At 62.5% G+C, this 25,531-nt stretch carries 23 protein-coding genes and 1 pseudogene; 5 read left to right on the top strand and 19 right to left on the bottom strand.

Annotated features, from left to right (window positions below; all coding sequences use genetic code 11):
• A pseudogene (locus Q362_RS24225) lies at positions 1 to 258 on the bottom strand (hypothetical protein); the annotation flags it as partial.
• A 141-nt stretch (positions 259 to 399) separates the two neighbouring features.
• Positions 400 to 1,686 carry an SAM-dependent methyltransferase gene (locus Q362_RS0107580; protein ID WP_211248460.1) on the bottom strand — a complete coding sequence of 429 codons (1,287 nt, stop codon included), beginning with the start codon at positions 1,684 to 1,686 and terminating at the stop codon, positions 400 to 402.
• Between the two features lie 177 nt (positions 1,687 to 1,863).
• Here Q362_RS0107580 and Q362_RS23495 point away from each other — a divergent pair, with 177 nt between their 5' ends.
• A complete protein-coding gene (locus Q362_RS23495) occupies positions 1,864 to 2,253 on the top strand; it encodes a hypothetical protein (protein WP_157469954.1) in 390 nt (129 codons plus the stop codon).
• A 95-nt stretch (positions 2,254 to 2,348) separates the two neighbouring features.
• Here the strand turns inward: Q362_RS23495 and Q362_RS0107570 are convergent, their stop codons facing one another.
• The 16 genes from Q362_RS0107570 to Q362_RS0107495 form a co-directional block, all read right to left on the bottom strand.
• A complete protein-coding gene (locus tag Q362_RS0107570; protein ID WP_028318191.1) occupies positions 2,349 to 2,576 on the bottom strand; it encodes a hypothetical protein in 228 nt (75 codons plus the stop codon).
• Positions 2,577 to 2,805: 229 nt separating this feature from the next.
• Positions 2,806 to 3,369 carry a ferredoxin domain-containing protein gene (locus Q362_RS0107565; protein ID WP_028318190.1) on the bottom strand — a complete coding sequence of 188 codons (564 nt, stop codon included), beginning with the start codon at positions 3,367 to 3,369 and terminating at the stop codon, positions 2,806 to 2,808.
• A 131-nt stretch (positions 3,370 to 3,500) separates the two neighbouring features.
• Entirely contained in the window at positions 3,501 to 4,319 is an 819-nt protein-coding gene (locus tag Q362_RS0107560) for a glycoside hydrolase family 16 protein (protein WP_051553876.1), read from the bottom strand.
• A gap of 153 nt (positions 4,320 to 4,472) precedes the next feature.
• Entirely contained in the window at positions 4,473 to 5,534 is a 1,062-nt protein-coding gene (locus Q362_RS0107555) for an NADH:flavin oxidoreductase/NADH oxidase (RefSeq protein WP_028318188.1), read from the bottom strand.
• Positions 5,535 to 5,832: 298 nt separating this feature from the next.
• The gene (locus Q362_RS0107550; protein ID WP_028318187.1) at positions 5,833 to 7,923 is read right to left on the bottom strand and encodes an MtrB/PioB family outer membrane beta-barrel protein; all 2,091 of its coding nucleotides are present in this window, start codon (positions 7,921 to 7,923) and stop codon (positions 5,833 to 5,835) included.
• 11 nt (positions 7,924 to 7,934) lie between these two features.
• Positions 7,935 to 8,858 (bottom strand): DmsE family decaheme c-type cytochrome, encoded by a 924-nt coding sequence (locus tag Q362_RS19680; RefSeq protein ID WP_051553874.1) that lies wholly within the window; start codon positions 8,856 to 8,858, stop codon positions 7,935 to 7,937.
• A 53-nt stretch (positions 8,859 to 8,911) separates the two neighbouring features.
• Positions 8,912 to 9,742, bottom strand: coding sequence for a formylglycine-generating enzyme family protein (locus Q362_RS19675; RefSeq protein WP_084312426.1), 831 nt, complete (start codon positions 9,740 to 9,742; stop codon positions 8,912 to 8,914).
• Between the two features lie 688 nt (positions 9,743 to 10,430).
• Entirely contained in the window at positions 10,431 to 11,198 is a 768-nt protein-coding gene (locus Q362_RS19670) for an endonuclease/exonuclease/phosphatase family protein (protein ID WP_211248459.1), read from the bottom strand.
• A gap of 28 nt (positions 11,199 to 11,226) precedes the next feature.
• Positions 11,227 to 12,405 (bottom strand): glycoside hydrolase family 5 protein, encoded by a 1,179-nt coding sequence (locus Q362_RS0107530; RefSeq protein WP_028318186.1) that lies wholly within the window; start codon positions 12,403 to 12,405, stop codon positions 11,227 to 11,229.
• Between the two features lie 38 nt (positions 12,406 to 12,443).
• Positions 12,444 to 14,132 carry an ABC transporter ATP-binding protein/permease gene (locus Q362_RS0107525; protein ID WP_028318185.1) on the bottom strand — a complete coding sequence of 563 codons (1,689 nt, stop codon included), beginning with the start codon at positions 14,130 to 14,132 and terminating at the stop codon, positions 12,444 to 12,446.
• Between the two features lie 66 nt (positions 14,133 to 14,198).
• Positions 14,199 to 15,512 (bottom strand): glycoside hydrolase family 1 protein, encoded by a 1,314-nt coding sequence (locus Q362_RS0107520; RefSeq protein ID WP_028318184.1) that lies wholly within the window; start codon positions 15,510 to 15,512, stop codon positions 14,199 to 14,201.
• A 266-nt stretch (positions 15,513 to 15,778) separates the two neighbouring features.
• On the bottom strand, positions 15,779 to 16,453 hold the full coding sequence (locus Q362_RS0107515) for a class I SAM-dependent methyltransferase (protein ID WP_028318183.1): 675 nt from the start codon (positions 16,451 to 16,453) through the stop codon (positions 15,779 to 15,781).
• A 36-nt stretch (positions 16,454 to 16,489) separates the two neighbouring features.
• Positions 16,490 to 17,266, bottom strand: coding sequence for a site-specific integrase (locus Q362_RS0107510; RefSeq protein ID WP_157469952.1), 777 nt, complete (start codon positions 17,264 to 17,266; stop codon positions 16,490 to 16,492).
• A 97-nt stretch (positions 17,267 to 17,363) separates the two neighbouring features.
• On the bottom strand, positions 17,364 to 18,098 hold the full coding sequence (locus Q362_RS0107505) for a TIGR03943 family putative permease subunit (RefSeq protein WP_028318181.1): 735 nt from the start codon (positions 18,096 to 18,098) through the stop codon (positions 17,364 to 17,366).
• A 7-nt stretch (positions 18,099 to 18,105) separates the two neighbouring features.
• A complete protein-coding gene (locus tag Q362_RS19665; RefSeq protein ID WP_051553870.1) occupies positions 18,106 to 19,185 on the bottom strand; it encodes a permease in 1,080 nt (359 codons plus the stop codon).
• Entirely contained in the window at positions 19,182 to 19,619 is a 438-nt protein-coding gene (locus tag Q362_RS0107495; protein ID WP_035215970.1) for a Fur family transcriptional regulator, read from the bottom strand. The genes Q362_RS19665 and Q362_RS0107495 overlap by 4 nt, the downstream gene beginning before the upstream one ends.
• Positions 19,620 to 19,958: 339 nt before the next feature.
• Here Q362_RS0107495 and Q362_RS0107490 point away from each other — a divergent pair, with 339 nt between their 5' ends.
• Genes Q362_RS0107490 through Q362_RS0107480 form a run of 3 tightly spaced genes read left to right on the top strand, consistent with a single transcriptional unit; the run spans position 19,959 to position 22,533 of the window.
• Positions 19,959 to 20,699, top strand: a complete 741-nt coding sequence (locus Q362_RS0107490; RefSeq protein ID WP_028318179.1) for a metal ABC transporter ATP-binding protein — start codon at positions 19,959 to 19,961, stop codon at positions 20,697 to 20,699.
• Complete coding sequence (locus Q362_RS0107485) at positions 20,696 to 21,571, top strand: metal ABC transporter permease (protein WP_028318178.1); 876 nt, start codon at positions 20,696 to 20,698, stop codon at positions 21,569 to 21,571. Before Q362_RS0107490 ends, Q362_RS0107485 begins: the two co-directional genes overlap by 4 nt.
• A 26-nt stretch (positions 21,572 to 21,597) precedes the next feature.
• Positions 21,598 to 22,533: a metal ABC transporter substrate-binding protein gene (locus Q362_RS0107480; RefSeq protein WP_035215967.1), complete on the top strand. Its 936-nt coding sequence runs from the start codon at positions 21,598 to 21,600 to the stop codon at positions 22,531 to 22,533.
• Between the two features lie 220 nt (positions 22,534 to 22,753).
• Here Q362_RS0107480 and Q362_RS0107475 read toward each other — a convergent pair whose 3' ends face one another.
• Positions 22,754 to 23,278 (bottom strand): outer membrane beta-barrel protein, encoded by a 525-nt coding sequence (locus Q362_RS0107475; RefSeq protein ID WP_028318176.1) that lies wholly within the window; start codon positions 23,276 to 23,278, stop codon positions 22,754 to 22,756.
• A gap of 389 nt (positions 23,279 to 23,667) precedes the next feature.
• Between Q362_RS0107475 and Q362_RS0107470 the strand changes: the two genes are divergently transcribed.
• A complete protein-coding gene (locus Q362_RS0107470) occupies positions 23,668 to 25,521 on the top strand; it encodes a peptidase U32 family protein (RefSeq protein ID WP_035215964.1) in 1,854 nt (617 codons plus the stop codon).
• Positions 25,522 to 25,531: the final 10 nt, after the last annotated feature.

The raw sequence follows: 25,531 nt of genomic DNA, 5'->3' as shown, positions 1-25,531 counted from the left end.
CCAGAGACATCGACATCGTGAGCATTGCAACCGATGCAGGATCACTTGCAGCAAAGCCTGCTTGCGGCCGACCGGCGCCATGCGGAACCATCGAACGGTCTGCCCTTTAAACTGACAATACCGATGTCCGCAGGTCTGACAGACAACATGGCGGTTGGTCGTTTCAACAGAGAAGACAAGGGCATTGCCAAGAACGTGCGTGCTGCGATAGGAGACGCCCTTGATGCCAAGGGCATGATATAAAAGTGTTTGTGACATGGCTGAGCTCCTTTGTGTTGTCGGGTTTCGTCACCAAACAACATCGCTCATGTCATGTCACTTTTCCACAACTCCTTCCAACCCCAGGTACGCGTTTGCCGGATGAACCTTTTTTGTGGGTTTGCAGGCTGTCGATTTCGATCAGGTGTTTTTCAGATACAGATGCTCGCGGGTGGGCGGCATGTTGGAGAGGTCTTTTTTCCCGCGCTTGGTGGCCACGGTCTGGAAAACGCCCAGCGAACCGTCCTGGAAGGCGAAGGAAACCCCGGCGAGATAGGCGATCCACATGCGGAAGCGTTCCTCGCCGACCAGCCCGATCGCTTCCTCTTTCCTGGCCTCCAGGCGCCGGCACCATAACCTGGTGGTCAGGGCATAGTGTTCCCGCCATCCCTCGACATCATGCACTTCAAAGCCGCAAGCCTCTATTTCGGAGAGTGTGTGCCCGATATGGTCCAGTTCCGTGCCGGGGAAAATATATTTGAGGATGAACCGCCGCTCCGGCGTGAGGCGCGAAAATTGCCACTTGCTGCGCTTCGCCGGCCGGGTGATGCCATGGTTGAGGAGGATGCCGCGCTCGCGGAGCAGCGACTTCAACTTGGTGAAATATGTCGTGTAATTCGCTATGCCGACATGCTCGTACATGCCGATGCTGGCGATTTTGTCGTACTCACCGGTCAGTTCGCGATAATCGCGCAGCTCAATGGTGACGCGGTCCGCCAGCCCCAGCCTTTGCACCTTTGCCACGGCAAAATCATGCTGTTTCTGCGAAAGGGTGACGCCGTGGCCGATGACCTGATATTCCTTGGCGGCGTGGCAGAGCAAGCCGCCCCAGCCGCAGCCGATGTCGAGGAAACGATCCCCCGGCTGCAATTGGAGTTTGCGGCAGATCATGTCCAGCTTGTTCTGCTGGGCCTGCGCCAGCTCCTCGGTCCAGGAACTGAAATAGGCGCAGGAATACTGCATTTCCGGGTCGAGGAAGAGCTTATAGAACTCGTTGGAAAGATCATAGTGGAACTGGATGAACGCTTTCTCGTCGCGGGCGGCCTTGATGCGCCCCTTGTGGTCGCCCTGATAGCGATGGGTGAGTCCGAGGTCGCTCTCTTTCACGAACAGGAAGGGAAACGCGTTTTTGAGCAAAAACCACTTGTCCAGTCGCTTTTTGATCCGTCCGGAACTCACGCCCCTGGTTTTTGCGCCACGGCTGCGCAGCACTTCGTAAAACTCGATCAGGTCGCCGCCAAGAAAATCGATATTGCCGGCGGCATAGTGCCGGAGGAAGCTTTCCAGCGTGGGCCTGCGCAAGAGCGCGCCCAGCACATCCGGCCCGCTGATCGAAATATGCCACTGTTCCGTCGCATTCTCGCCCAGGGGGATGAAGGAGCCATCCCAGAGCCGGATACTGATGTTGGCATCGACTTTTTCAGCCACATGTTTAAAAATCCGTTCGGCAGCATCAAGGTACGTTCTGTCAGAGGTAGAAGTTGACATAAGTCTATCCGCTTGTGAAATGAATTTCTAACCCCCACGCACGGATTCGTGCGGGATTCGTGTGGGGAGCCCTCCCGGTTGGTACGGCGGCGATCGCGCGCCTGCCGTTGATCATTGGTGTTCTTCCCATTCCGAATCAACCGAGGTGATTCGCGCAAGGACGATCAGAGAGAAGATGGCGTGGTCATTTCGGGCGGGAGCGAGAAATTTCCTTGCCACGACGGGATTTCTTCGCGCTACGCTTGCCAAACGGCAAAACCGCCTGCGCTCGTCGCAATGACAAAAATACTCTCTGCTTGTGCGGTGAAAATGGGAGGTGCGCCTTGCGGGCGCATCGATTTTTCTATAGCTCGATTTTTATCCGGCGTCCACCATGAAGCGCATCACGATATCACGGCGGCGGCACGACCCGGTGGCCGCCAAGGCTGTCAGCAGAAAAACAAATTGAAAACCGGAAGGTTGCATCGGAACGAAGCTGGAAACGGGCCGGAATGGGCGGCGGTTTGAATTTGGTTTTTTTCTGCAAAAAAAAGCCCCGCACCTCTGTGGAACAGGGATGCGGGGCGGGAAAGAGGGATGGATATCGCCGAATGGCGAACTGATCAGTCGGTCTGCATGTGGACGATTTTTCTCGGATTGCAGAGGTGTTCGGCATCCGAGGATACCCCCCCGCAACTCCCGCACGTATATTCCATGGCCGCCAGCTTTTCGTCGCAGACCTGACCAGTGGATGTTGTGCAGAATACAGCGCCCATTTCCTCATTGGCCGGGTTGCAGAGTTCATTGGAATTATCCGCGGTCGAGCCGCAGTTCATGCATGTGTAGCTCATGGTAATCCTCCTGTTGACCGGTTTCTCGTGCCGGTCCGTCAGTCTCCATGGAGAGGGCAATCTCCGCAATGGAGCATGCTTTCAACACGTTCCCGCCGGCGTGGCGGGCGACCTGATTCAACGGTAAGCAAGCTGAGAACCATTGTCAACTTAGAATCCCCTAAGGCAAAACGGGCACACTACGCCGCGGCACCCTTTCATGCCCGCACGATCATGCTTTTCATGCTTTTCATGCTTTTTTGAGCAGCGCGTCTTTATCCCTGTCCATGAACGGATTTTTTCCGCTGACACTCAGGGGCATGGCATAGACTATCTTCACATCCTTTCCGAAAACGCCCATTTCCAGCAAAGCCTGTCCCACGGTATACATGATCCGGTTGTCGACCCTGTGGTCCATGGCCACGCTGGCGGCCGACCCCATGGCGATGCCGAGATCGCCGGTGTTGAACACGCAGGGATGGTCGGGATGCTTGCTCTTTTCGGCGCAGTTGGCAAAACCGCACATGCCGCAGGGGTGCAAGCCCATCGGCATTATTTTCGTGCCAAAGACGACCATCGCCGAGGCCGAACGGATGCTGACCGCGTCCCGCACGAAGTAATCGGGTAGATTATCCCGGCGGGCCATTTCCTTTAATTTGTTGGAGACCGCCTCAATGCCATCCTCCTTCAGCACCGCGAGGACGAGATTATCCACCCCGTGTCCTTTCGGAGCCGTTCTCGCCGCCGTCATTATTTTCTTTGCCACTTCGAATATCGCTTCCTCGCGAAGATCCTGCTCATAATACATCTTCATGCAACTCTCCTTCATATAGTGATGTTGAACACTCCATTGCCTCGCTCATCCGACGGAAAAGCAAAGACAGAAATTCGTTTTCCGGATGCCAGCGACGTTCCCCCGCCGGCGGATCGGCGCAACCGCCCGGATCAGGCCGGCTGAAAGACCCGGACAAAATCAACCCGCATGGTTTGCGGCAAGGTGGTGGTCTCATCGGGAGAACCCGGCCAGTCCCCGCCCACGGCGACGTTCATCAGCAGAAAGAAGGGATGGTCGAACGGCCAGGGCGCACCTGGCGGGATCTGCTCCCGCTTCAGCTCGAAATACTGGCGGTTGTCCATGAACCAGCGGATGCTGTCCGGCCGCCAGTCCACGGCAAACACGTGGAAGGCATCGGTCACCCGCTGCCCGTCCGGCAGCGCGGTCGTGCCGCCGATGCCGTTGCCGCCGCAGTATCCGGGGCCGTGGACGGTGCCGTGCACCTTGTCCGGTTCCCTGCCGATGTTTTCCATGATATCGATCTCGCCGCAGGCAGGCCAGCCGACTTCGGCGAAGTTCTCCCCCAGCATCCAGAAGGCCGGCCAGATGCCCTGGCCGAACGGAATCCTGATGCGCGCCTCCACCAGCCCGTAGGTGAACGAAAATTTTTTGTGGGTGAGCAGGCGGGCGGAGGTGAAGCGGCACGGACCGTACCAGCATTCGTCATCGAGAGGCTCGGCCTCCGTTACCGCCCGCGCCGTGATCGCCAGGCTCCCCTCGCCGTCCAGGGCCGCGTTCTCGACACGATCGGTGTAATACTGGAATTCGCGGTTGCCCCAGCCCCAGCCGCCCTGATCGTGTTGCCATTTCGCGGGGTCGGGCGGCGTGCCCGCCGGTCCCCGGAATTCGTCGCGCCAGACGAGCCGCCATTGGTCGGCCGGCAGGCCTGTCAATGTATACGGAACGGGGAGGGTCGGAGATGTCGGCATGGTGTCACTGCTCCTTATGATCAGAAAAAATTACGGAGAAAAGGGCCGGAACCAGTGGCGGCCCGGTAACTGGCCCTAAGGCCGCCGCATTATTGCCCAATGGCGCGTTCCGGTCAACGCCCGAGTGCACTCGCATGACGAGGTAACGACTGCCTACTTGGCGCGAAGATACTGATTCGGCCACGGGATGTCCACGCCCAGAGCCTTGGCCGCATGCAGCGGCCAGTACGGGTCGCGGAGGAACTGCCGCGCCAGCAGGACCGCATCGGCCTGGCCGGTGGCGACGATCTGCTCCGCCTGGGCCGGATCGGTGATGCAGCCCACGCTGCCGGTGGCGATACCTGTCTCCGCTCTGATCCGGGCCGAAAAAGGCACCTGGAATCCGGGCCCGAAGGGCACGGGCTCGTTCGGCACGACAAACCCCGACGAACAGTCGATGAAATCCACGCCCAGCTTCTTGAGTTCCTTGACCAGGACGATCGACTGCTCGATATCCCAGCCGTTCCCGACCCAGTCCGTCGCGGAAATCCTGACAAACAGGGGCAGGTCGTCCGGCCATTCCGCCCGGACCGCTCTGGCGATGCGCAGGGGAAAACGGAGCCTGTTCTCCAGGTTGCCGCCATATTCGTCTTCCCGCCGATTGGCAAGCGGCGAGAGAAACTCGTGGAGCAGGTAGCCGTGGGCCATGTGAATCTCCACCACCTTGAAGCCGGCAGCCAGGGCCCGGCGGGCGGCGGTCCGGAACTGCACCTCAAGGGCGTCGAGGTCGTCCGCGGTCAAAGCCTTGGGCACCGGGTCTCCCACGTCAAAGGGCACGGCGCTGGGGGCCAGGGTCTGCCAGCCGCCGGAACCGGCCGGGATCGGCTTGCCCCCCTGCCAGGGCACGGCGCACGACGCCTTTCGCCCCGCATGGGCCAGCTGTATGCCCGCCACGGCCCCCTGTTCGGCAAGAAAACGGGTGACGGGCAGGAAGGCGTCGACGTGGGCGTCGCCCCAGATGCCGGTATCCTGGGGACTGATGCGCCCTTCCGGGCTGACGGCCGTCGCCTCGACCATGACCAGGCCGGCGCCGCCGACCGCCCGGCTGCCCAGATGGACCAGGTGCCAGATGCCGACCAAGCCGTCCTGGCAGGAGTACTGGCACATCGGCGAAACGAAGATGCGGTTGCGCATGGCAACCGACCGCAGGGTGATGGGGGAAAACAGGATGCTCATGATGCCTCCAATGTGATGAACGAAAGTATCGGCACTCGTTCCGCCTCGGATCGGCGGAACCGTTGTTTTTTGGTTCAGCGCCACGGCGGAACGTTTCGGACCGCACGTCCATCGACAAAACTAATGCAGGGTCCGTGAAAAAAGAATGGCCGATCCTGCCATTTTCTTGCCTGATCCTGCCGTGCCGGCAACCGTGAATCAAGCGGGACGACAGAAACGAAAAGGGCGAAAGGCGGCTCGTCCCGGCCACCCCTCGCCCTCGTTCGGCGCTGTCGCTTTTTGAGAAAAGCGCAGCTGGCTAGAATTTGTAGGAGAGGATCACATAGCCGAGATTGGCAGTGTAGTTCTGGTCGTAATAGACACCGCTGTAATAGTCGCTGTTGTCGAGAATGTACTGATAATTGGCATAGGCGATATCGCTGAACTTGAATTTCTCATACAGATAGCCCACGGTCACCGACCAGTTGGCGTCAAAGGCGTAGATGGCCCTGGCCTCCAGCGTCTGCTTGGTGTAATCGTCCGAATCCTCGATGTTGACCAGGTCGGTCCCGGTGAGGCTGTTGTTGTATTCCACCGAGCCGTCCGATTTCTGATACTGCCAGGAAATCTTGAACGTCAGCTTGTCGACGATGTCGGGCAGGGTGAGCGCCAGTCCGTAGGTCCAGTAATCGTCGTCGACGTATTGGGCGTAGACCGGCGCGAGGTCATCCTCCAGGTTGGTGATCCTGTTGGCGTCGGTCTCGGTGTGCTCAAAGCCGACGAAGCCGCTGAGCGTGGCCTTCTTGAAAAATCGCCAGGCCACGTCGAAATAGATGTTTTTTCTTTCGTCGTCGGTACGCGATTCGCGGCTGTTGTCGTAATCGTTCATCTGGTAGGTGCAATCCACCCCGAAGTCGAGCCGGTCGAACGGGGAGAATTCAAACCCCAATTTCACCTCGTCCATGGTCTTGTTGGCGGCATCGAACCGGATCACGCCCACATTCTGGTACGGATCGTACACGAGGCCGCTGAAGTCCGAATCCCGCTTCAGGTGCTTGTATTTGATCGAGGCGCTCAGCCAGCCCAACCAGTTGTTCTTCAGCTTGGCGAAGAAGGTGTCGTTGGTCGTGGACTCCGGCTTGTCGTAGCGGTAGTAGGTTTCCGGCGCTTCGACAAAGGCGGGCAGCGGCGTGGAGCGGTCGATGTTCTCGTACTCGTAGCCGACGTTGGCCTTGGTCCGGTACGGCAGCCGGTAGCCCAGTTCGGCCCCAGCGGTGTTCTTGTCGTAACTCAGCAGTTCCCTGGCATTGTCGCCTTCGCCCGTGCTGTAGAAAATGCGGCTCGAATTGTTTTCCCGTTCCAGGTAGCGGTAGTAGAGCCTGGTATCCAGTTTCTCCACCGGCTCGGAAACCAGGACGGCCGAAAAATTGGTATAGTCGATGTCGCCGTCGAAATTCGTCCGGTTCAACCTGTCGAACTCAGCCATGGTGGCGCTGTTGACGTTGATCTCGTTGGCCGAGACGCTGTTGGACAGATTGGCGTAACTGGCGCTCATCGCCAGGGCCGATTTGAGCGGCAGCCCCCGCCAACTGAAATCGGCCGCCAGTTTGCTGAAATTGTTGTCCGGGTCCGTGACCGCATTCTGGGTCACGTTGGCCATGCTGTTGCCGGTCGGGCTGGGGTCGTCCCACAGCAGATATTTGTAGTCGTTGTCGAATGAGCTGATATATCCGGAGATCGAGGCGGAGAAGGTTTTGCCGAGATAACCGGCCTTCAGGTTCAGGTTGTCCGTGGTGTACGATATCGGCTGAGGCGCCTCGATATTCTCGCGGACGCTGTACGGCCGCATGCCGTCCTGTTCGCGCCGTTCCACCCCGAAGGTGATGTAGTACGGCGTGGCAAGAGAGACTTCCACCTCGCCGCCGTATTTCTTGTGCTGCACGGAGTAATCGAACACCGACCAGGTGTCCGTGCTCGTTTCGAAGGAATTGGGAGGATTGGCGGTGGGATCCGCCGGGACCACCAGGTGGTTGGTGCCGAGGCCCCGGTAGAAGGAGCGGGCGTTGAACGAGTAATTATGGGGCATCTCGTCGAAATACAGGTTGTACTTGAACTTGCCGTATCTGCCGCCGTGCACGTCGAGGCTCTGGTCGTCGAGTCCGGGATTGGCGGCATCCAACTGGAAGAAATAGGACCCTTTCAGCGCATCGAATTGCAGGCTTCCGATAAAGCCGTCGTCAAGATCCCGATATTCCTGGAACTTGGCGCTGTTGTTGCTGTCGACGTCAACGCCCTGCACACCGGCCTCAATCACTCCCCGGTACACAAAGGCTTCCTCCTCGGCTCCAGCGGAGACCGGGAGGGCGGCAAACGGCAGTAAAGACAAAGCGGTGCAGACCTTTTTTATCATGGCTCGCCTCCTTATCTACTGAAAGAGCGTCTGAAGTTCACCGAACCGTGCATGGTGTGATGACACTCAACACAGGCTCGCGCCACAAAACGGTTGCTCACGTTGGCGCCACCGAATCCCGACGTGGCGTCATAGGCCGCGCCGTGGTGGGAGGCGTCGTCGTGGCAATCCTGGCAGATCACGTGAATCCTGTCGGCAAAGAGGTTTTCATGACGGCTGCCGTGCGGGGTATGGCAGATGAGGCAGTTCTCTTCCGCCGGGGGATGGACCCAGACAAACGGGCCGCGTTTGTCGGCGTGGCAGGTATAGCACAGCAGATTGGGAGTCTCCGCCTTGATCATCGCCTTGGACAGGGTGCCGTGGACGTCGTGACAATCGCTGCATTTGACTTTTCCTTCCAGGATCGGGTGGCGGGACTGCTTGCTGACCTGCGCCTTGGTGTCGCGGTGGCACTGGAAACAGACCGCGAGCTGATCGACCTTGGTGCGCTGCTGCACATGGATGGTATGACACGAGGTGCACTGAACATCGTTCTTCTTGTGCTGGCCCATATCCCAAAAGGTCATCCTGGCCGTGGTGGCGTGACATTTGAGACAGACCGCGCTCATTTCCTCGGCCGTATGGCCGGAGTTCTTGTCGAAGGTGAAGATGTCGACGCCGCGGCCGCCGCCCTTCTCGACATGCGCTGCGCCCGGTCCATGGCAGGTTTCGCAGGCATCCTGCGACTGCGGTCCCTTGATGTACTTTTGGAAGTGGACCGATTTGGCGTAGGTTTCGTATTGGGTTTCGTGACAGTCCTTGCAGGTGATCGCCCCGATGAAACCTTTTTTGTCGTCCGCCACCTTGTCATCCGTGGCGTCGCCGGTCGACGGAGCGAAAAAGAGAAGGAGCAGGCTGAGCGGCAAAAGAAACAAACCAAGGCACTTGTTCTTCATTGTTCCTCCGGGTTTTCGTTTGGGATAATCGGCGGGTTCGGACATATCGTGCCTCACGGTCCGGTTTTGACCAGGCGGAACCCGAGGGCATGATGGCCGAAGTCGGGCGAGAGGCCGACCCGGTGCGAGCTGCGGATGCCCATGGGCCCGTTACTCCAGCCGCCGCCGCGCATGACGCGATATTCACCCGCGCCCTGGTAGACCGGACTGTTCTTCGGCAGCCTGGCGTAGGCCTCGCTGTTGTAGACATCCTCGCACCACTCCCAGACATTGCCCAGCATGTCCCTGATCCCGTAGCCATTCGGCGCGAAACTGCCCACCGGCGCCGACACGGCATAACCGTCGTCGCAGGCGAAGGTCGTCCATTTGGCCCATTGCTTCCTGGCCGTCATGTCCGCGACATTGGCATACGTGCAGGCCTCGTCGGGATTGTCGCCCCAAAAGCGGCTGTGGCTCGACCCGGCCCGGGCGGCATATTCCCACTCGGCTTCGGTCGGCAGGCGATAGGTCTGGCCGGTTTGCTGGGAGAGCCACTTGGCATAGGCCACGGCATCTTCCCAGGAAACGTTGACCACCGGCTGGTTGTCGCCGTCCAGGGAAGCTCCCTGGGCGGCGCCGCTGTTATGCTGCGGCCGGAATTTTCTATACTGGCCGTTGGTGACTTCTGTCTGGCCGATGGCAAAATCGGAGATGCAGACTTCATGCACCGGTCGTTCGTTCGGCTCGCCATCGCCGACCGAATCGCCCATTTGATAGCAGCCGCCCTTGACCGGGACAAACGCCATCCCGGCGGCCGGGTCGGCTGAGGGCGCCGCCGCCTGAGCGGCCGCGGCGGGGCCAAAGAGGAAAAGAAAACATACCGAGCCTAACTTCGCGCAAGCCATCCTGTACCTCCTCTGTTCAATTGGACCGCGTGGTTGCCAACATATAACAGACAGCGTGACCGGGATGCCGAGGCATCGCCGATGCTTACCGGTCGTTTTTTCTTTTGGCCGCCGACCGCTGGCAACGGTATTGCCGGTCGGTGACGGGACAACACGACAGGGTGACTCTGTGGGTGGTGAAGCAAGCGGTTCGGCTGCGGGCGCAGTCGAGACCGTCAGTTTTCGTGAGGGAGAGAGAACATGTCATTGTCAAGCGCATGGGCACTCCAGTGGCATGTCACAGGGGGCCACCAGCTACAATGTGGCGGCCGATGAGCAGTACGGCTTCAGATACGCCTATCCACGACCCTCGCCTGGCTGAACGGCAAGGAGTTGTTTCTTCTACTGTTTTTCGCTGATTTGATTGTAAGGGGGAGAGTGTTGCGCGGACACTGTTACAAAACAACAGACAATGTGCACGTGATGAAACAAAAAACACAGATTCGGCACATGCGCAATATTTTTGTGTGCGTCAGTCGCGAAGAGAATCGTTCCCGGAAAAGTGGGCAAGCGGTTTGGGATACTGCTGTCCGGCGTTGCAAAACCATGCCTTTCTTTCCTGCCTGTGCTGAGCAACGAAAAAACACCTCGGTCCGTTTGGCCGGGTGCTTTTTTTCATGAGACTGCGGAAACCGGGCCGGGAGCTTTTTCAGGTCTTCCAGTCGAGCACGGCGGTGATGGGGTAATGGTCCGAGGGGAAGAGAGCACCCTCGCGGGTGCGGTCGATCTGCGCTTCCAGCACGCGGAAATGATCGGAGGCCAGGATCCAGTCGATGGCAGCCCGCTCCTCTTCCCGGCCATAGGCGTGGTAGGTGGTTTCGTCCTGTCCGTGCGGATGGACCTGCCGGAAGGCGTCTATCAGGGCGTTGTCGCCGGTCAGCAGACGGTAGGCGGCCGAAGCCTTGTCGGCATTGAAGTCGCCGGTCACGATCAGCGGCGTGCCGCTGCCGACCTGATCGAGCCAGCGGCGCAGGCAGCGGGCGTTGCCGTCGATGGCTGCCGGTTCGTAGTCGAAATGGGTGTTCGCATAGGTGAGCACCGTACCTGTCGTCCGGCAGGCCAGCCTGGCCCAGCTCACCGTGCGCGGATAGGCGCTGTCCCAGCTCATGCTGCCGGGAATCTCCGGGGTTTCGCTCAGCCAGAAGCAGCCTGTGTCGAGCAGCGCGAACGCTGCCTTCCGGAACAGCAGGGGCGCCATTTCCAGGGCCGTGTCGCCGGGGCCCTGGCGATGGACCCCGAAGAAATGGTAGTCCGGCAGGCCCTGGCGGATGAATTCGGCCTGCTCGTCGTCGCGACACTCCTGGAGGCCGAGCAGGTCGGGGCCGAAGGCCCGGATTCTGGCCAGGGCGAGGCGCTTGCGGTGGTGCCAGTGATTCACTCCGTCGGCGGCCAGGCCGTACCGGATGTTGAAGCTCATCACCCTGATCATGGCCGCGATGCCCGTGTCATGGCACCTGCCCGGCCCGGTCCATGATGGTGCGGACGCCCGCCAGCTGCTCCGGCCGGCCCAAATCGGGGATGATGCCCTGATCCACGCAATCGCGGTAGCTCCACTCCGGAGTGGTTTCGGTGCGGTAGGTCCAGAAGAACCAGCCGGCGTATTTCTCGAAGGCCAGCAACTGGACCGAGGCGTAGCCGCGCAGGGCCGTTGCCATCTGAAACTCGTCCATTCCCTCCAGGGCATGGTTGTAGGGTCCCTCCGCCCAGAGCGACACCACCTTCAGGTCCAGCCCCAGGCTCCATTCGCCGCAGTAGACCTGATAGCCCGACTCGCGGACGATTTCGTCGGCCTCGTTGCGCAGATCGATGGCGCTCTTGCCGATGTGGCCGAAGATGTCCATGTCGAGGTCGCTACGGACGAAGCACTGGTAGCGGTGGATGTCGATGGCCACGTTGCGGAATTCCGGCTCCTGGAGAAAGCCGGCGTACTCGCGGAAGTCGCGGAAGCCGTCGTGGAACGCCACGGTCACCCGTTCGGGCGGGCAGTGGCGGCGGATGCGGTGATAGGCCTCGGCGGTGTAGCGCTTGAGCAGGTCGGTGGGGATGTCCCAGCTCGGCTCGTTGAGCACCTCGATGCCGTGCAGCGCCGGATGGCCGCCGTACCGCTGCGCCAGCCGCTCGAGCACGTCCAGGGCATGCCGGATGTATTCTTCCCTGGTGTGCCACTCGCACACGCCCAGGATGCCGCCGTTGTCGAAGCCGTTCTGGCAGCCCGGCGCGGCATGGAGATCGAGCAGCACCCGCAGGCCGAACTCGCCGGCCCACTGGAAGACCTTGTCGACGATTGCCGATCCGCCCTCCACGAAGGGATAGCGCGTCTCGCCGTAGGCGCGGTGATAAGGGTAGTCCTTGCCGAACAGCCAGTGGCCGACCGGCAGGCGCACGGTATTGATGCCGGCGCGGGCCAGCCAGGCGAAGTCGTCGCGGGTGATGAAGGTGTTCCAGTGATGGTGCAGGCGCCGGGTGGCCTCGGCCTCACCCAGTTCGGCGCAGTAGGTGGTTTCGTCGGTGGCCCGCAGGCCGGCGAACAGGCTGGGGGTAATCCATTTTTCCAGCACCAGCCAGCCGCCCAGATTGACGCCGCGCAGTCTGCCGCCGCTTTCGTGAACCGTTGCAGTCGCCATGGAGGATCTCCTCAACATTTGTCTGTTGCGTTGTTTGCTCAGAGCGCCAGCCGGCGCGTGTAAAAGGAACTCCCGTTGGGCGAATGGGAAATCGCCAACAGGGTGGTATCGGAGAGTTGCTCGCAGATCAGGAGCATCATCCGCTTCTCGTCCTCGGGCTCCAGGGCGTCGAAGGACTCCTGGAGGAAGACCCACTGGGGCCGGTTGAGGAGCAGGCGCACCATGCCCAGGCGTTGCTGCTCCTCCGGGGTGAGGATGTTGGCCCAGTGCTCCCGCTGATCGAGTTGATCGATCAGGCGTTCCAGGCCCACCAGGCGCAGGGCCTGCTCGATCTGCTCCTGGGTGAAGACCCGGCGGGAGGACGGATAGCCGATGGCGTAGCGCAGGGTGCCGGTGGGCAGATACGGCCGGGGCGGCATAAAGAAGAGGCGGCCCTGGCTGGGCAGTTCGATGATACCGCTGCCCCAGGGCCGGATGCCGGCGATGGCGCGGAACAATCGCGCCCCGGTGAAGGCGTTGCCGGAGATCAGCACGTGCTCGCCCTTGCCGATCTCCATGGTGATCTCAGGGGTCAGGATCGTGCCGTCATATTTGCCGATTCTGAGATCGCGGAACGCCAGCACCGGCCGATCGGAGCACACCACCTGAATGCGGTGGTCCGGTTTGGCCAGCTCTGCATCCACGTTCTCCAGCGATTTCAAAAGGCTGAGGATGCGTTCCACCGAAGCGCGCCACTCGGCGATCCCGCCCATGTTGTTGGCCGGCCAGGAAAGGGCCGCGGTCATGTGTTGGAAGGCCTGGGCGGATTGCACCAGGGCGCCCAGGGTGATTTTTTCCGTGATGTAGCGGGGCGCGGAAATCAGAATGGGGAAGGCCATGGAAAGGGTGGCGTAGCCCGTGCCGAACATCGTTATATTGCGCCAGGCCGCGGTTTGCGCGTCCCAGACCACCCGGATCTTGTCGAACAGCCCGCGAAACTGGCGCCGCTCGCAGGCCTCGGCATGGATCAGGGCGATGGCCTGGCTGTTTTCCTGCGCCTCCAGCAGACTGGCACGGAAGTTGGCCTCCGCCGACTGGCGGGCGTTGGTGGCGCCGGTGAGCGGCCGGCCCAGCAGCCAGCCGAACCAGGAGGCCAGCGCCGAGTAGACGATCGCGATCCAGACCAGATGCCCGTGAATGGGGATCTGGGCGAAACCCAGGTCGAGCGTCACCACCCCGGAGCGGGACCAGAGCACCTCGGTGAAGCCGACCAGCAGCAGGATGCTGTACAAAAGCGAATGCCCCAGGATAACCGCCGACTCGGTGGCGACGCGGCAATCCTCGGCGATGCGGCCGTCCGGGTTGTCGTGCTCGCCCGGCAGCGGGGTGATCAGATAATGGCGGCCGGCGTCCATCCAGCGGGAGAAGACATGCTCGGTCATCCAGTCGCGCCACGAAACCTGCAGATTGCGTTTGGTGACCAGGTGCGTTCCGGTCAGCACCAGGTCGGCGAGAAACAGGACGATCAGCAGGCCGACCTGGATGATGAGCCCGCGCATGGAGTGCTCCTCCAGGGCGTTGAACAGATCGGCGCTCCACTGGGTCATCAGTACCGCCATGACCATCTGCAGCACGGTGAGGGCGGCCAGGAGGAGGATGGTGCCCCGGATCTTCAGCTTGTGTTCCGAACACCAGAACTGCCTCGCCAGCCGAAGGAATTCAATGAAAAAATTGTTTGATGCAAGCATGTTGCCTCATGGATTGATGCATGGAGCGGGATTGACCGCGGGCCGGGGCGCGGACGCGCGCCGCAATCATGTGCTGTCCTGGGGCAGGGTGGGCAGGGCATCCAGATGGCGCCGCACCGTCTCGCCGCTGAAGCCGTTGTCCCGGATGACCTCCCGGTAGAACAAGGCGCTGGCCTTGAGCGTGCGCCGGAAGGTTTGGAAGTCCACGGCCACCAGGCCGAAACGGGGGATGAAGGTGGTCCACTCGTAGTTGTCCATGAGCGACCAGTACAGGTAGCCGCGCACGTCCACGCCGCGCTCCAGCGCCTCGTGCAGCGCGGAGAGATGCAGCGCCAGGTAGACGATGCGGAAGCGGTCGTCGTCGGCGCAGCAGCCGTTCTCGGTGATATAGACCGGATAGTCGCGCAGCCGCTCCAGGTTGGCGATCAGCCCCTCCGGATACATCTCCTCCAGATAGAAGCGCATCGGGATCATGCGCAGCTCCTTGTGGCGGAACCGGGGCCCTTCCAGGCCGGCCCGGCGGGCATCGATCATGTGGCGGGTGTAGTAGTTGACCGACCAGCAGTCGAGCGCGCCCTTCACGTCCGGGTCGTACTCGGCATCCACGCCCGGATAGACGAGCTCACCGGTGCGCAGGGCATGGAAGAAGAACTCGTTGGTGGCGAAGTCGGCGAATGCGGTCATGCGCCGGTCGAGGTCGTCGTGGAACCGGCGCGGAAACCAGTGGACAAAGGCGTGGGCGCTGCTCACCGGGGCCTGCGAATGCCGCTTGATCAGGTGGTAGCCCAGGGCGTGCGCCCGCAGCATGTTGAATTTGAGGGACGCGATCGCCGGTCCCGCGGTCAGGCCGCCCCACTGGTTGAACTCGTTGATCACGTTCCAGCCGCTGACCAAGGGACTGATCTTCGGCAGGAGGAAGGCGAGGTAACGTTCGAAAAAGCGGCGGTTGTCCGCCACGCCGAAGCCGCCCAGCCGTTCGAACCAGAGGGGATGGGTGAAGTGGTGGAGGGTGACGAAGATGTGGATGCCCTTGCCCGCCAGCCGCTCGAGCAGATCGAGGTAATGCGCCAGGGCCTCGTGATCCCAACGCCCCTCCGCCGGCTCGATCCGGCTCCACTCGATGGACATGCGGTAGGCCCGGTGGCCGAGCGAGGCGAGCAGTTCCACATCCTCGCGGTACAGCCGGTAGTGGTCGCAGGCCTTGCCGGAAGGAGCGCGGGTCGCGCGCTTCGGATCGTCCCGATAGAAATCCGGCTGCTGCTCGTTGTGCCACGCCTGGGAATGGATGTTGTCGCCCTCGATTTGATGGCCGGCAGTGGCGCTGCCCCACAGAAAACCCTCGGGAAAACGGATGGCAGGCAGGCTGAAGACGTCGTACATAAACAATCCCGGATAGTTTCAATAAGCCGAAGGCCAACAGCGGCACGGATAACCGGAGAAAGCAGCAGGGCTCCGGTCCGGTTTCGCCAGGATCATCGCGTCGTGGGGCGAAACAACATTCTCGCGGCTCCTGCCGCGAGAGCCGCCAGCCGTCTTCGCAGGCACCGCGAAATCAACACGCATCTTTTCGTTTCCTATAAAAAAACAGGCCCCTAGTCAATATGTTCCTGCTCGCGGAGAAAAAAGGAGACGCCGGCTGCACCACCTCATGCCTTGTCCCAGCGGACCGCGACAAAGGCGCCGGTGTCCAGGTTCTGGTCGCGGCCGCGCCGCTCGATTTCCGGGATGGCCTCCGGGGATTCGTCCCGGCGGAAATGGATGGCGGTCCTGGCCACGCAGGGACCGGGCGCTATGGCGCGCATCGCCGCCGGGGAGCGGAAATGAATGCGGGCGAAAAGATCGTGGCCGGCCCGGCCCTTGCGCCTGCGCTCTTCCGCCCACGGCCCGAGACTGTTGAGGGTGGTGACGACCACGCGGCCGCCCGGCCGGACGACCCGGTTCAGTTCGGCCATGGCCCGGCCGCCGTCGGCGATGAAATCGATGGCGGTCATGGAGAAGACCCGGTCGAAACTGTTGTCGGCAAAGGGCAAGGCGCAGATGTCGGCGCACAGGCCGGCGAAACCGGAGCCCCTGGTGCGGGCCATCGCCCCGGCCAGCATGGGGAGCGACAGGTCGATGCCGGTCACCAGAGCGCCCCGGGCGAGGACGTCCAGGGTGAAGATGCCGGTGCCGCAGCCGGCGTCGAGGAGCCGCTCGCCGGGCCGGGGATCGAGGAAGTCGAGCAGCAGATCGGCCTCGTAGTCCCTGACCAGCCGGCCGACCGGCGTGGCGAACCAGCTGTCGTACCGCTCCGTCCAGGTGTCAAAAATCGCGGGGTGCATAGGCGGGGCTGTCCAAAGAAGGCGATGGGCGAGAACTCATGCCATGAGTTCCCGATAGGGAAAGAGCGTCGGGAAGCAGGTCTCGATCTCGATCCGCGCCATTTCGGCAACGGCGCGGGCGCACCACTGCCGCTCCTCGTCGGCAAGAGTCTCCGTTCTGCCTTCCGTGTTCCGGATCGCCCGCGCCACGGTTTCGCTCACGCCAACGCGCCGGGCCTCGACGGCGAACAGCGCCCGTAGCGAGGGAAAATGGAAATCGTCGGCAAACAGGTGCCGCCGCTCCTCCGGCAGGCGGGCCGCGGTCGACCTGATCCACTGGACAAAGGCCCGGGAAAAGAGCAGGCCGGCGTGCTCCTGGCCCGCCTTGTATTCCGAAAAGAGCCGTTCCTGCGGATGGCGTTGCCGCCGCTCTTCGACAAAGTCGGGCAGGCCCAGCCGCATCAGGAGGGGATGCACCGGGACGAGGCGGACCGGGGCGGCCGGACCGCCGTGCCGGGAACCGGTGGCCCGGAGCCGGAAAAAATATGCGCCCTCAATGACCTGGATATCGTCCGGGGTGAGGAAAAAGATCTCGTCCCGCCGGGCGCCGGCACAGGCGGATATCAGGGGCGCCCAGTAGTGGGACGGGGCGCCGGGTTTCTGGAAGGCATGGAAATTCGAGCGTTCGAACAGCACGGCCAGGGCGGCGCGGGTGAAGGGCGGGGCTGCGGGCGATACGGGCATGGGCGATTGGGCGCGGGGTTCCTGGCGATCCACGGGGACGGTCGCCGACCGGCCGCCCCGCTGTCGCAACGCGGTTGAGGAGGGCAGCATACCCGGTCCGGCCGATCGTCCGCAAGGGTCTGTTCGGCCCGGCCGCATGCTTTCCTGCGGTCATGCCGCTGCGGCGTGTCCAACCAAAAACAATTCGTCAAAAGACGAACGGAAAGATGGGTTCCTTGCCGGGCGTGACGGTCGCCTCTTTGATCAGGCCAAACCGCATGCCCTCCATCTGGCGGATCGAGAGCGGCCCTTTCACCTTGACCCACGAGTCGTTGGCCGGCGCAGCCGCAGCCGCGCCCTTTTCGACAAGCAAAAAAACGGGCTGGGCGTCTGCGGCGCAGCAGGTGATTCTGAACCGGTAACAGATGAAGAGATTGTCGGGCAGGCGCTGGTCGTTCAGGGTCTGGCAGGCGACCTCCACCGTCTTGCCATCGTACTGCTGCGGGTTGAGGGCGATCCGGCCGAACGAGGCATCGTCCTCCTCCGCTTCCTCCTGCGACGGGAGCGCGGCATCGTCGGGCACGATCTCGCTGTCCTGTTCGCCGACCGGGGGCTCGAACGGGGCCTCGATCGAGGTCGACCGGCTGAGGAAGGTCTGGCTGTCGAACCGCGCCGTCTTCATCGGCACGAAATAGAGCAGCGGCACGAGCAGGATGACGAACGACGGCCATTGCCAGCGTAGCGGACCGGCGGAATGCGGCTCGGTCAGCCGGCTTGCGACGACGACGAAAAACAGCGCCAGGATGAACGCGCCGCACAGCACCAGCCACCACAGCCGCGGATGCAGCAGCCGCGCCAGTTCGTTCTGGCCGAAGGCGACCAGCCACAGGAAAAAAACGGCCCAGGCTGCCATGATGCCCGCCTGCAACAGTCTGGTGATCATGGGATGCTCAGAAATCAAGGGGAACGAGGGCGTGCACGGCCAGCATGACCACGAACACGGTCCCCAGGACGGCGGCGACCAGCGCGGCGATCGCCCGTTTGGTGAAGATGCCGAAATACATCAGCAGCAGCTTGAGATCGAACATCGGCCCCAGCACCATGAAGGCCAGTTGGGCGCTTGCCGGCAACAACCCCCTGAAGCTCGCCGCGATGAAGGCGTCCGCCTCGCTGCACAGATTCAGCACCACCGCCATGGCCATCATCAGCACGATGGCCAGCCACGGGGCCGCCAGGAAATGGGTGAAGAGGTCCATGGTCGCCACGCTGCGGACAAAAGCGGCGATGAAGGTGCCGATGATCAGATAGAAGCCCACGCTGAAAAAATCGTCGCTGGCATGGCCGAGCGCATGCCAGAGCCGTGCCGGCAGGCCCGGCCGGGACTCGGTATGGCCGCAGTGGTCGTGCCCGCAGCATGTGTTCAGCCGGGGCCGTGCCTCGCGGACCAGAGCGTTGTCGTTGGTGAACCAACGGCTCAACGCCAGACCGATGACTACGGCGATGCCGTAGCCGCAGCCCAGGCGCAGGGCCACCACGCTCCAGTCGAAGCTGTAGGCCACGGCGGTGGACGCGGCCACGAGGACATTGACGATGGGGCCGCCGAGCAGGAAGGCGATGGCCGCGCCAAAGGGAACGCCCTTGCCGAGCAGGCGGCGGATCACCGGCACCACCGCGCATTCGCACACCGGAAAGACCAGTCCCATGGCGCCGGCGACGAACACCGCGCCGAAACGGTGGCGCTGCACGACGCCCTCCACCCAGGCAACCGGCACGAACACCTCGATGAGCCCGCCCACCAGCGAACCGATCAGCATGAAGGGCATGGCCTCCACCACCATGGCCAGAAAATTGATGGCCACGCTGCCGACCAGATGTTTCCAGCCGGGCGTTTGCCCGAGCAGCAGGAGCAGGAAGGCCACGGCCAGGAAAAGGAGCCCGGCCAGCCACGACAACTCGAGGGTCAGGCCGGACCGCACCGGCGGCGCCTCGGGCCGATAGACCGGCAGAGGAGCGAGTTGATCTCCGTTCATGCGCAATCCGGGCAGAGGCCGTAGAATTCCAGGTGGTGCCCCTCCACCGCAAAGCCGGTCTTCTGGGCGATGAGCTTTTCCAGGACCGACAGGTCGCAATCCGTGCACTCCACGGCCTTTGCGCACGATCTGCACACGAGCAGGTGCGAATGTCCCGGCCGCGAGGCCACGAATCTGTGCTCGCCGAGCTGGTTGTGCACCCATTTCAGGCAGCCCAACTCCTGCAGGGCGCCCACCGTCCTGTACACCGTGGTCTGGCTGATGCCGCGCCCGGACAGTATGGCCGTGGCCTCGGCCACGGTCAACCCGTTCGGGTGCGCTTCAAAGAGCCGCCAGACCGCCTCCCGCTGCGGCGTGAACCGCAACCCCGTCCGGTTGAACAGGGCCTTGAGTTCTTCCTTCGACAGCAGGCTCCCCTCGTTCTTTATTGACATAATTTCTCGTTAACAGTACTGTAAAAATCGTTGCGCGCCAAGCAGCGTCATTTTTTATATCTATACAATATAACAATATATTTAAAGATAAAATTGCAGAACGACCGCTGAAAAATCACCGGATACAGGCTAACCACTTTCTCTTATAGAATAAAAAAATTTTCATTTACTTCTCATGACCCATCGACAGTACCCGCCTCAGGCTGAAAGGGCCCGCGCCCGACACCCCTTTTCGCCGCTGGCCTGCGGCGCGGCAGGTCGCCTGCTCGTCGCCGCCGGCGTCTCGCTCGTGCTGTGGACCGTCGTCCTCTGGGCCCTGGCCCCTCAATGAACCGGTCCATGCCCGCCATCACCCTGCACGACCTGACCCTCGGCTATGAGCGGCATCCCGCCGTCCACCACCTCTCCGGCGTCTTCGCATCCGGAACCATGACGGCCATCGTCGGGCCGAACGGCTCGGGCAAGACCACCCTGCTCAAGGGCATCACCGGCTTTCTGCGGCCACTGGCCGGCGCCATCGACCGGGGCGGCCTGAAACCGAAGGACATCGCCTACCTGCCGCAGCATCTCGAGGCGGACCGCAGCTTCCCGATCACCGTGCTCGACACCGTGCTCCTGGGGTTGTGGCAGGAAATCGGCATGTTCGCCGGCATGCAGCGTACCCACTGGGACAGGGTCACACAAGCGCTTTTCACCGTTGGCCTCGCGGGTTTTGAGACCAGGACCGTCAACGAGCTTTCGGGCGGCCAGTTCCAGCGGGTGATGTTCGCCCGGATGTCGCTGCAGAACGCGCCGGTGCTCGTCCTCGACGAGCCGTTCAACGGCATCGACCAGCAGACCACGGCCGACCTGCTGGAAGTGGTCCGGCGCTGGCACGCCGAGGGCCGTACGATCCTGGTCGTGGCGCACGACCTCGCCCTGGTCCGGGATTTCTTTCCGCAAACGCTGCTGCTGGCGCGCGAAATGATCGCCTGGGGGGAAACCCGGCAGGTCCTGACCGCAGCGCACCTCGACCGGGCGCGGACCATGTCCGAGGCCTGGGACCAGTCGGCCGCCATCTGCCGGCAGGAGGCGGCATGAGCGATCCGTTCGCCCTGTTCATCGCGCCGTTCGGGGAATTCCTCTTCATGCGGCACGCCCTGGCGGCCTGCCTGGCCCTGGCCCTGGGCTGCGGCCCCGTGGGGATGCTGCTCGTGCTCAGGCGCATGAGCCTGATGGGCGACGCCCTGTCCCACGCGGTGCTGCCCGGCGCCGCGGTGGGCTTTCTCCTCTCCGGCCTGTCCCTGTACGCCATGACCATCGGCGGCGCGGTCGCCGGCCTGCTGGTGGCCCTGATCGCCGGGGCGGTCTCGCGCTGCACCACCCTGCGCGAGGATGCGAGCTTCGCCGCCCTGTACCTGGTCGCCATCGCCGTCGGCGTGCTGATCATCTCCATGCGCGGCACCAGCATCGACCTGATCCATGTGCTGTTCGGCACCATCCTCGCCGTCGACGACCCGGCGCTTATCCTGGTCGCGGCCATCGCCACCCTTACCCTGTTCACCCTGGCCCTGATCTACCGGCCGCTGATCGTCGAATGTTTCGACCCCGACTTTCTGCGCTCCGTGGGCGGCCACGGCGGCGCCATGCACTCCATTTTCCTGGTGCTCGTCGTCCTGAACCTGGTCGCCGGATTCACCGCCCTGGGCACCCTGATGGCCGTGGGCATGCTGATGCTGCCGGCCGCGGCCGCCCATTTCTGGGGCAGGCATTTCTGGTCGGCCTCGCTGATCGCCGTGGTCATCGCGTTCTTCTCCGGTTATTCCGGCCTATTATTGTCGTTTCACTGCAATCTGCCGTCCGGCCCGGCCATCATTCTCGTCGCCGGATGCTGCTACGCGTTCTCGCTCCTTTTCGGCGCAAAGGGCAGCCTGCTGAGCCGGTATCGGTCAGGCCCCCATTTAACCGGCTAACCACAAGCAAACACAGGAGGAAAATTATGTCCATCGTCACTCGGATAGCAGCCATGCTGCTCGGTCTCTTTCTGCTCGACGGCACCGCCTCGGCCGCGACACCGCTCAAGGTGGTCGCCAGTTTCAGCATTCTCGGTGACATCGTCGCCCATATCGGCGGTGACAAGGTGCAGGTCGTCACCCTGGTGGGGCCGGACGGCGACGCCCATGTCTACGAACCGACCCCGGCCGACGCCAAAACCGTGGGCAACGCCGATCTGGTCGTGGTCAACGGCCTGGGCTTCGAGGGCTGGCTGGATCGCCTGATCAAGGCATCCGGCTACAAGGGAAAAATCATCGTGGCCAGTAACGGCGTCAAGCCGCGCACCATGGCCGAGGAAGACGAACACGAGCACGGCCATGATCACGGCCACGCCCACGGAGATTCGGACATCGATCCCCATGCCTGGCAGAACATCGACAACGGCAAGCTGTACGCCAAGAACATCGCCAAGGCGCTGATCGAGGCCGATCCGGTCAACGAGGCGGCGTACCGGCAGGCGGAGACGGCCTATCTGGCCGAACTGACCGCGCTGGCGACATGGGCAGGAGAGCAGTTCGCGGCCATCCCCGACCGGCAGCGGCGGATGATCACCTCCCATGACGCCTTCGGCTATCTGGGCGACGCCTACGGCATCCAGATTCTCTCGCCCGTGGGCGTCAGCACCGCCAGTGAACCGTCGGCAGGCGATGTGAAACAACTCATCCGCCAGATCAACAAGGAACACATCACCGCGGTCTTTGTCGAAAACATCAGCGACCGGCGGCTAATCGAGCAGATCGCCAGGGAAAGCAAGGTCGCCGTCGGCGGGGCCCTGTACTCCGACGCCCTCTCCGCCCAGGACGGCCCGGCGCCGACCTACATCGACATGTTCCGCGGCAATGTCGAAAAAATCGCCGGCGCCATGCGCCAGGGCCGCTGAGCCCACCGGGCGCCCGTCACGGGAGTCTGACGACGCACGGCGCGATCATTGCGTGTAGAGGAGGGTTTGTCCGGTAGCGGAAAAGGGAGGAAAGCAAGGGGAGACGGCGGCGTCTCCCCTCGCGGCATTGTCATGGGGACAAACAGGGGTGGGGCAGGAAGCGGCATCGTCGGGGAGCAGCGGGTCCACACTCCGTGCAGGCGACCGATGTTCGCCTTTTTTAAAAAAAGAACTTCACGCCCACATTGCCGGTCAGGCCGCTGACATCGATATCGCTGCCGCGGCGTCCGTCCAGTTCCTGGAAGCGGTAGATGCCTTCCCCGAACAGCCTGAGGAAGGGAATCGGCGCCCATTCGATGCCGCCGCCGAGATAGGCGCCGAAGCTCGAATCGACATCGCTGCGGTCGGCGTCGGCATAAATGTAGGACACGCCGGCCAGGCCGTAGGGGTTCAGGTCGGCGTGCGGCAGCAGGTGCAGTTGCAGGCCGAGATCGAAGGGGATCATGGTGAGGTCGTCGTCGCGGGACAGGGAACTCTTCTCGATGAAGTACGTCCGGCCGTCGAGCCTGAGATGTTCGGACAAGAGAGGCATGCCGAGCCCGATGCCGACGCCGGCCTTGCCGTCGGCATCGCCCTTGTCCCAATAACTGGCGAATCCGTAGAGATCGAGCGCCTGCGCCGGCGCACCGGCACCGGCGACCAGCCACCCCGCCGCCAGCAGCACCACCATCCGTTTCTTCTTCATTGTCGTTCTCCTTTTTCCGTACATCCTGCAACAACGGCCGCGGCCTGAAACGCGCCAGCCGGCCGTTATCTCCAAATCACTTGAATCATACCGCAGAGTTGCCTGATATTCCAGCGGAATTATCCATGTGGCCGTATCGGTTACCCTGGCCTGATGCCTGTGGACACACAGTCGGAACCGGCAATAAAATAAATGATAATATGTTGATTATATTGAACAAGAAAATTTCTATGGCGCCGTTTCAACCAATGAAAAAAACGAAAACGGCGCAAAGAGAGCGGCGAACCGAACCCGGCGGTTTTTTCCGGCACATGGATTGATTTTTCCGGGAAAGGGCGTATCAGTCTCATGACCGGCCGCCCCAACCTTGACCCATTGCCCTTTGTCCCATGCCCCCATCGCCCATCGAACTGCTGGCCCCGGCGAAAAATCTCGCCTGCGGCATCGCCGCCATCAACCACGGCGCCGACGCCGTCTACATCGGCGGCCCGCTCTTCGGCGCCCGGTCGGCGGCGGCCAACAGTCTGGCCGACATCGGGCAATTGGTGGCCTATGCCCACCAATTTCGGGCCAGGGTCTACGTGGCCCTCAACACCCTTCTCGAAGACGACGAGTTCGACCGGGCGGTGGCGCTGTGCCGCCAGTTGCACGAACTCGGCGCCGACGGGCTGATCGTCCAGGATGTCGGCCTGCTGGAGGCGGACCTGCCGCCGATTCCCCTGCACGCTTCCACCCAGATGAACAACCGTACCGCGGAGAAGGTCCGCTTTCTCGAACAGGCGGGATTCGCCCAGGTGGTGCTCGCCCGTGAGCTGAGCCTGGCCCAAATCCGGGCCATTCGCGCCGCCACCACGGTGCCGCTGGAGTTTTTCGTCCACGGCGCCCTGTGCGTCTGCTACAGCGGCCAGTGCTATTTCAGCGAGGTGGTGGCGGGCAGGAGCGCCAACCGGGGCCAGTGCGCCCAATTCTGCCGCCACCAATTCGACCTCCTGGACGAAAAAGGACGGACTCTGGTCAAGGGCCGCCACCTGCTCAGCCTGAAGGACCTGGATCTGTCCGCCCATCTGGGCGCGCTCGTCGATGCCGGCATTCGCTCGTTCAAGATCGAAGGCCGGCTGAAAGACGAGAATTACGTCAAGAATGTGACCGCGGCCTACCGGCTGGCCCTGGACGCCCTCATCGAGGCGCGGCCCGATCTGGCCCGCTCCTCCGCCGGGCGGTGCCGGTTCGATTTTATCCCGGACCCGGAACGGTCGTTCCATCGCGGGGCCACCGATTTGTTCCTCACCGGGCGGAGAAAGCGGGTCGCGGCGATCCGCACCCCCAAATCGATCGGCAAGAAGGTGGGATGCGTGACCGAAACGGGCGCGGCCTCGTTCACCCTCTCCGGAGAGGAAGCGGTGCACAACGGCGACGGCCTCTGTTTTTTCGATGGGGACGACACCCTGGTGGGCATCAAGGTGAACCGGGTGGCCGGTCGGACCGTGTATCCCAGGGACGGCGCCGCCCGGCTGCATTTGGCGGTGGGCACGGAAATTTTTCGGAATGACGACGCGGAATTCAACAGGATTCTGGCGCGAAGCGCCCTCTGCCGGACCATTGCGGTGCGGCTGCGGCTTGCGGAAACGGAGACGGGCCTGCGCCTGACCATCGAGGATGAGGACGGCATCGTGTCCGCGGTGGCGCTGCCGGTGCGCAAGGAACAGGCGCGCACCTCCGGCATGATCGAGTCCATGGCCGCCCGGCAGCTGGTGAAAAGCGGCGAGAGCATCTTCTCGGTGACCGAGGTGGCGGTCGATGTACGGCCGGATCTCTTCGTTCCGGTGGCCGTGTGCAACGAACTGCGGCGGCAGGGATTCGCCGCCTATCTGGCCGCGCGCCTCGCGACGTACACCTCGCCGACCAAGAAACGTGCGCCCAACGCGGCACCCTGGCCCGCCGCCGAGGTGGACTACCTGGACAACATCAGCAACAGCCATGCCGCCGCCTTCTATCGCCGCCACGGGGTACTGCGGCTGGACCGCCCGCCGCTGCGGGCCGCCGAGATGGCCGATGGCGCCCTCATGACCAGCAGATATTGCCTGCGGGCCGAACTGGGGCTGTGTCCGCGCCAAGGCGGAAATAAAGAGACGCCGGCCGTGCCCCTGATCCTTGCCGACAAGACGGGCCGCTACACCGTGGAGTTCGACTGCGCGGCCTGCGAAATGATCATCCGCCGGCAGATGAAGCGAAAAGAGCGGTGAGCCGGCCGCG

Origin of the sequence: Desulfobulbus elongatus DSM 2908 (genome assembly GCF_000621145.1) — a bacterium.
Taxonomy (GTDB): Bacteria; Desulfobacterota; Desulfobulbia; order Desulfobulbales; family Desulfobulbaceae; genus Desulfobulbus; species Desulfobulbus elongatus.
This window is presented reverse-complemented; position numbering and strand designations above follow the sequence as displayed.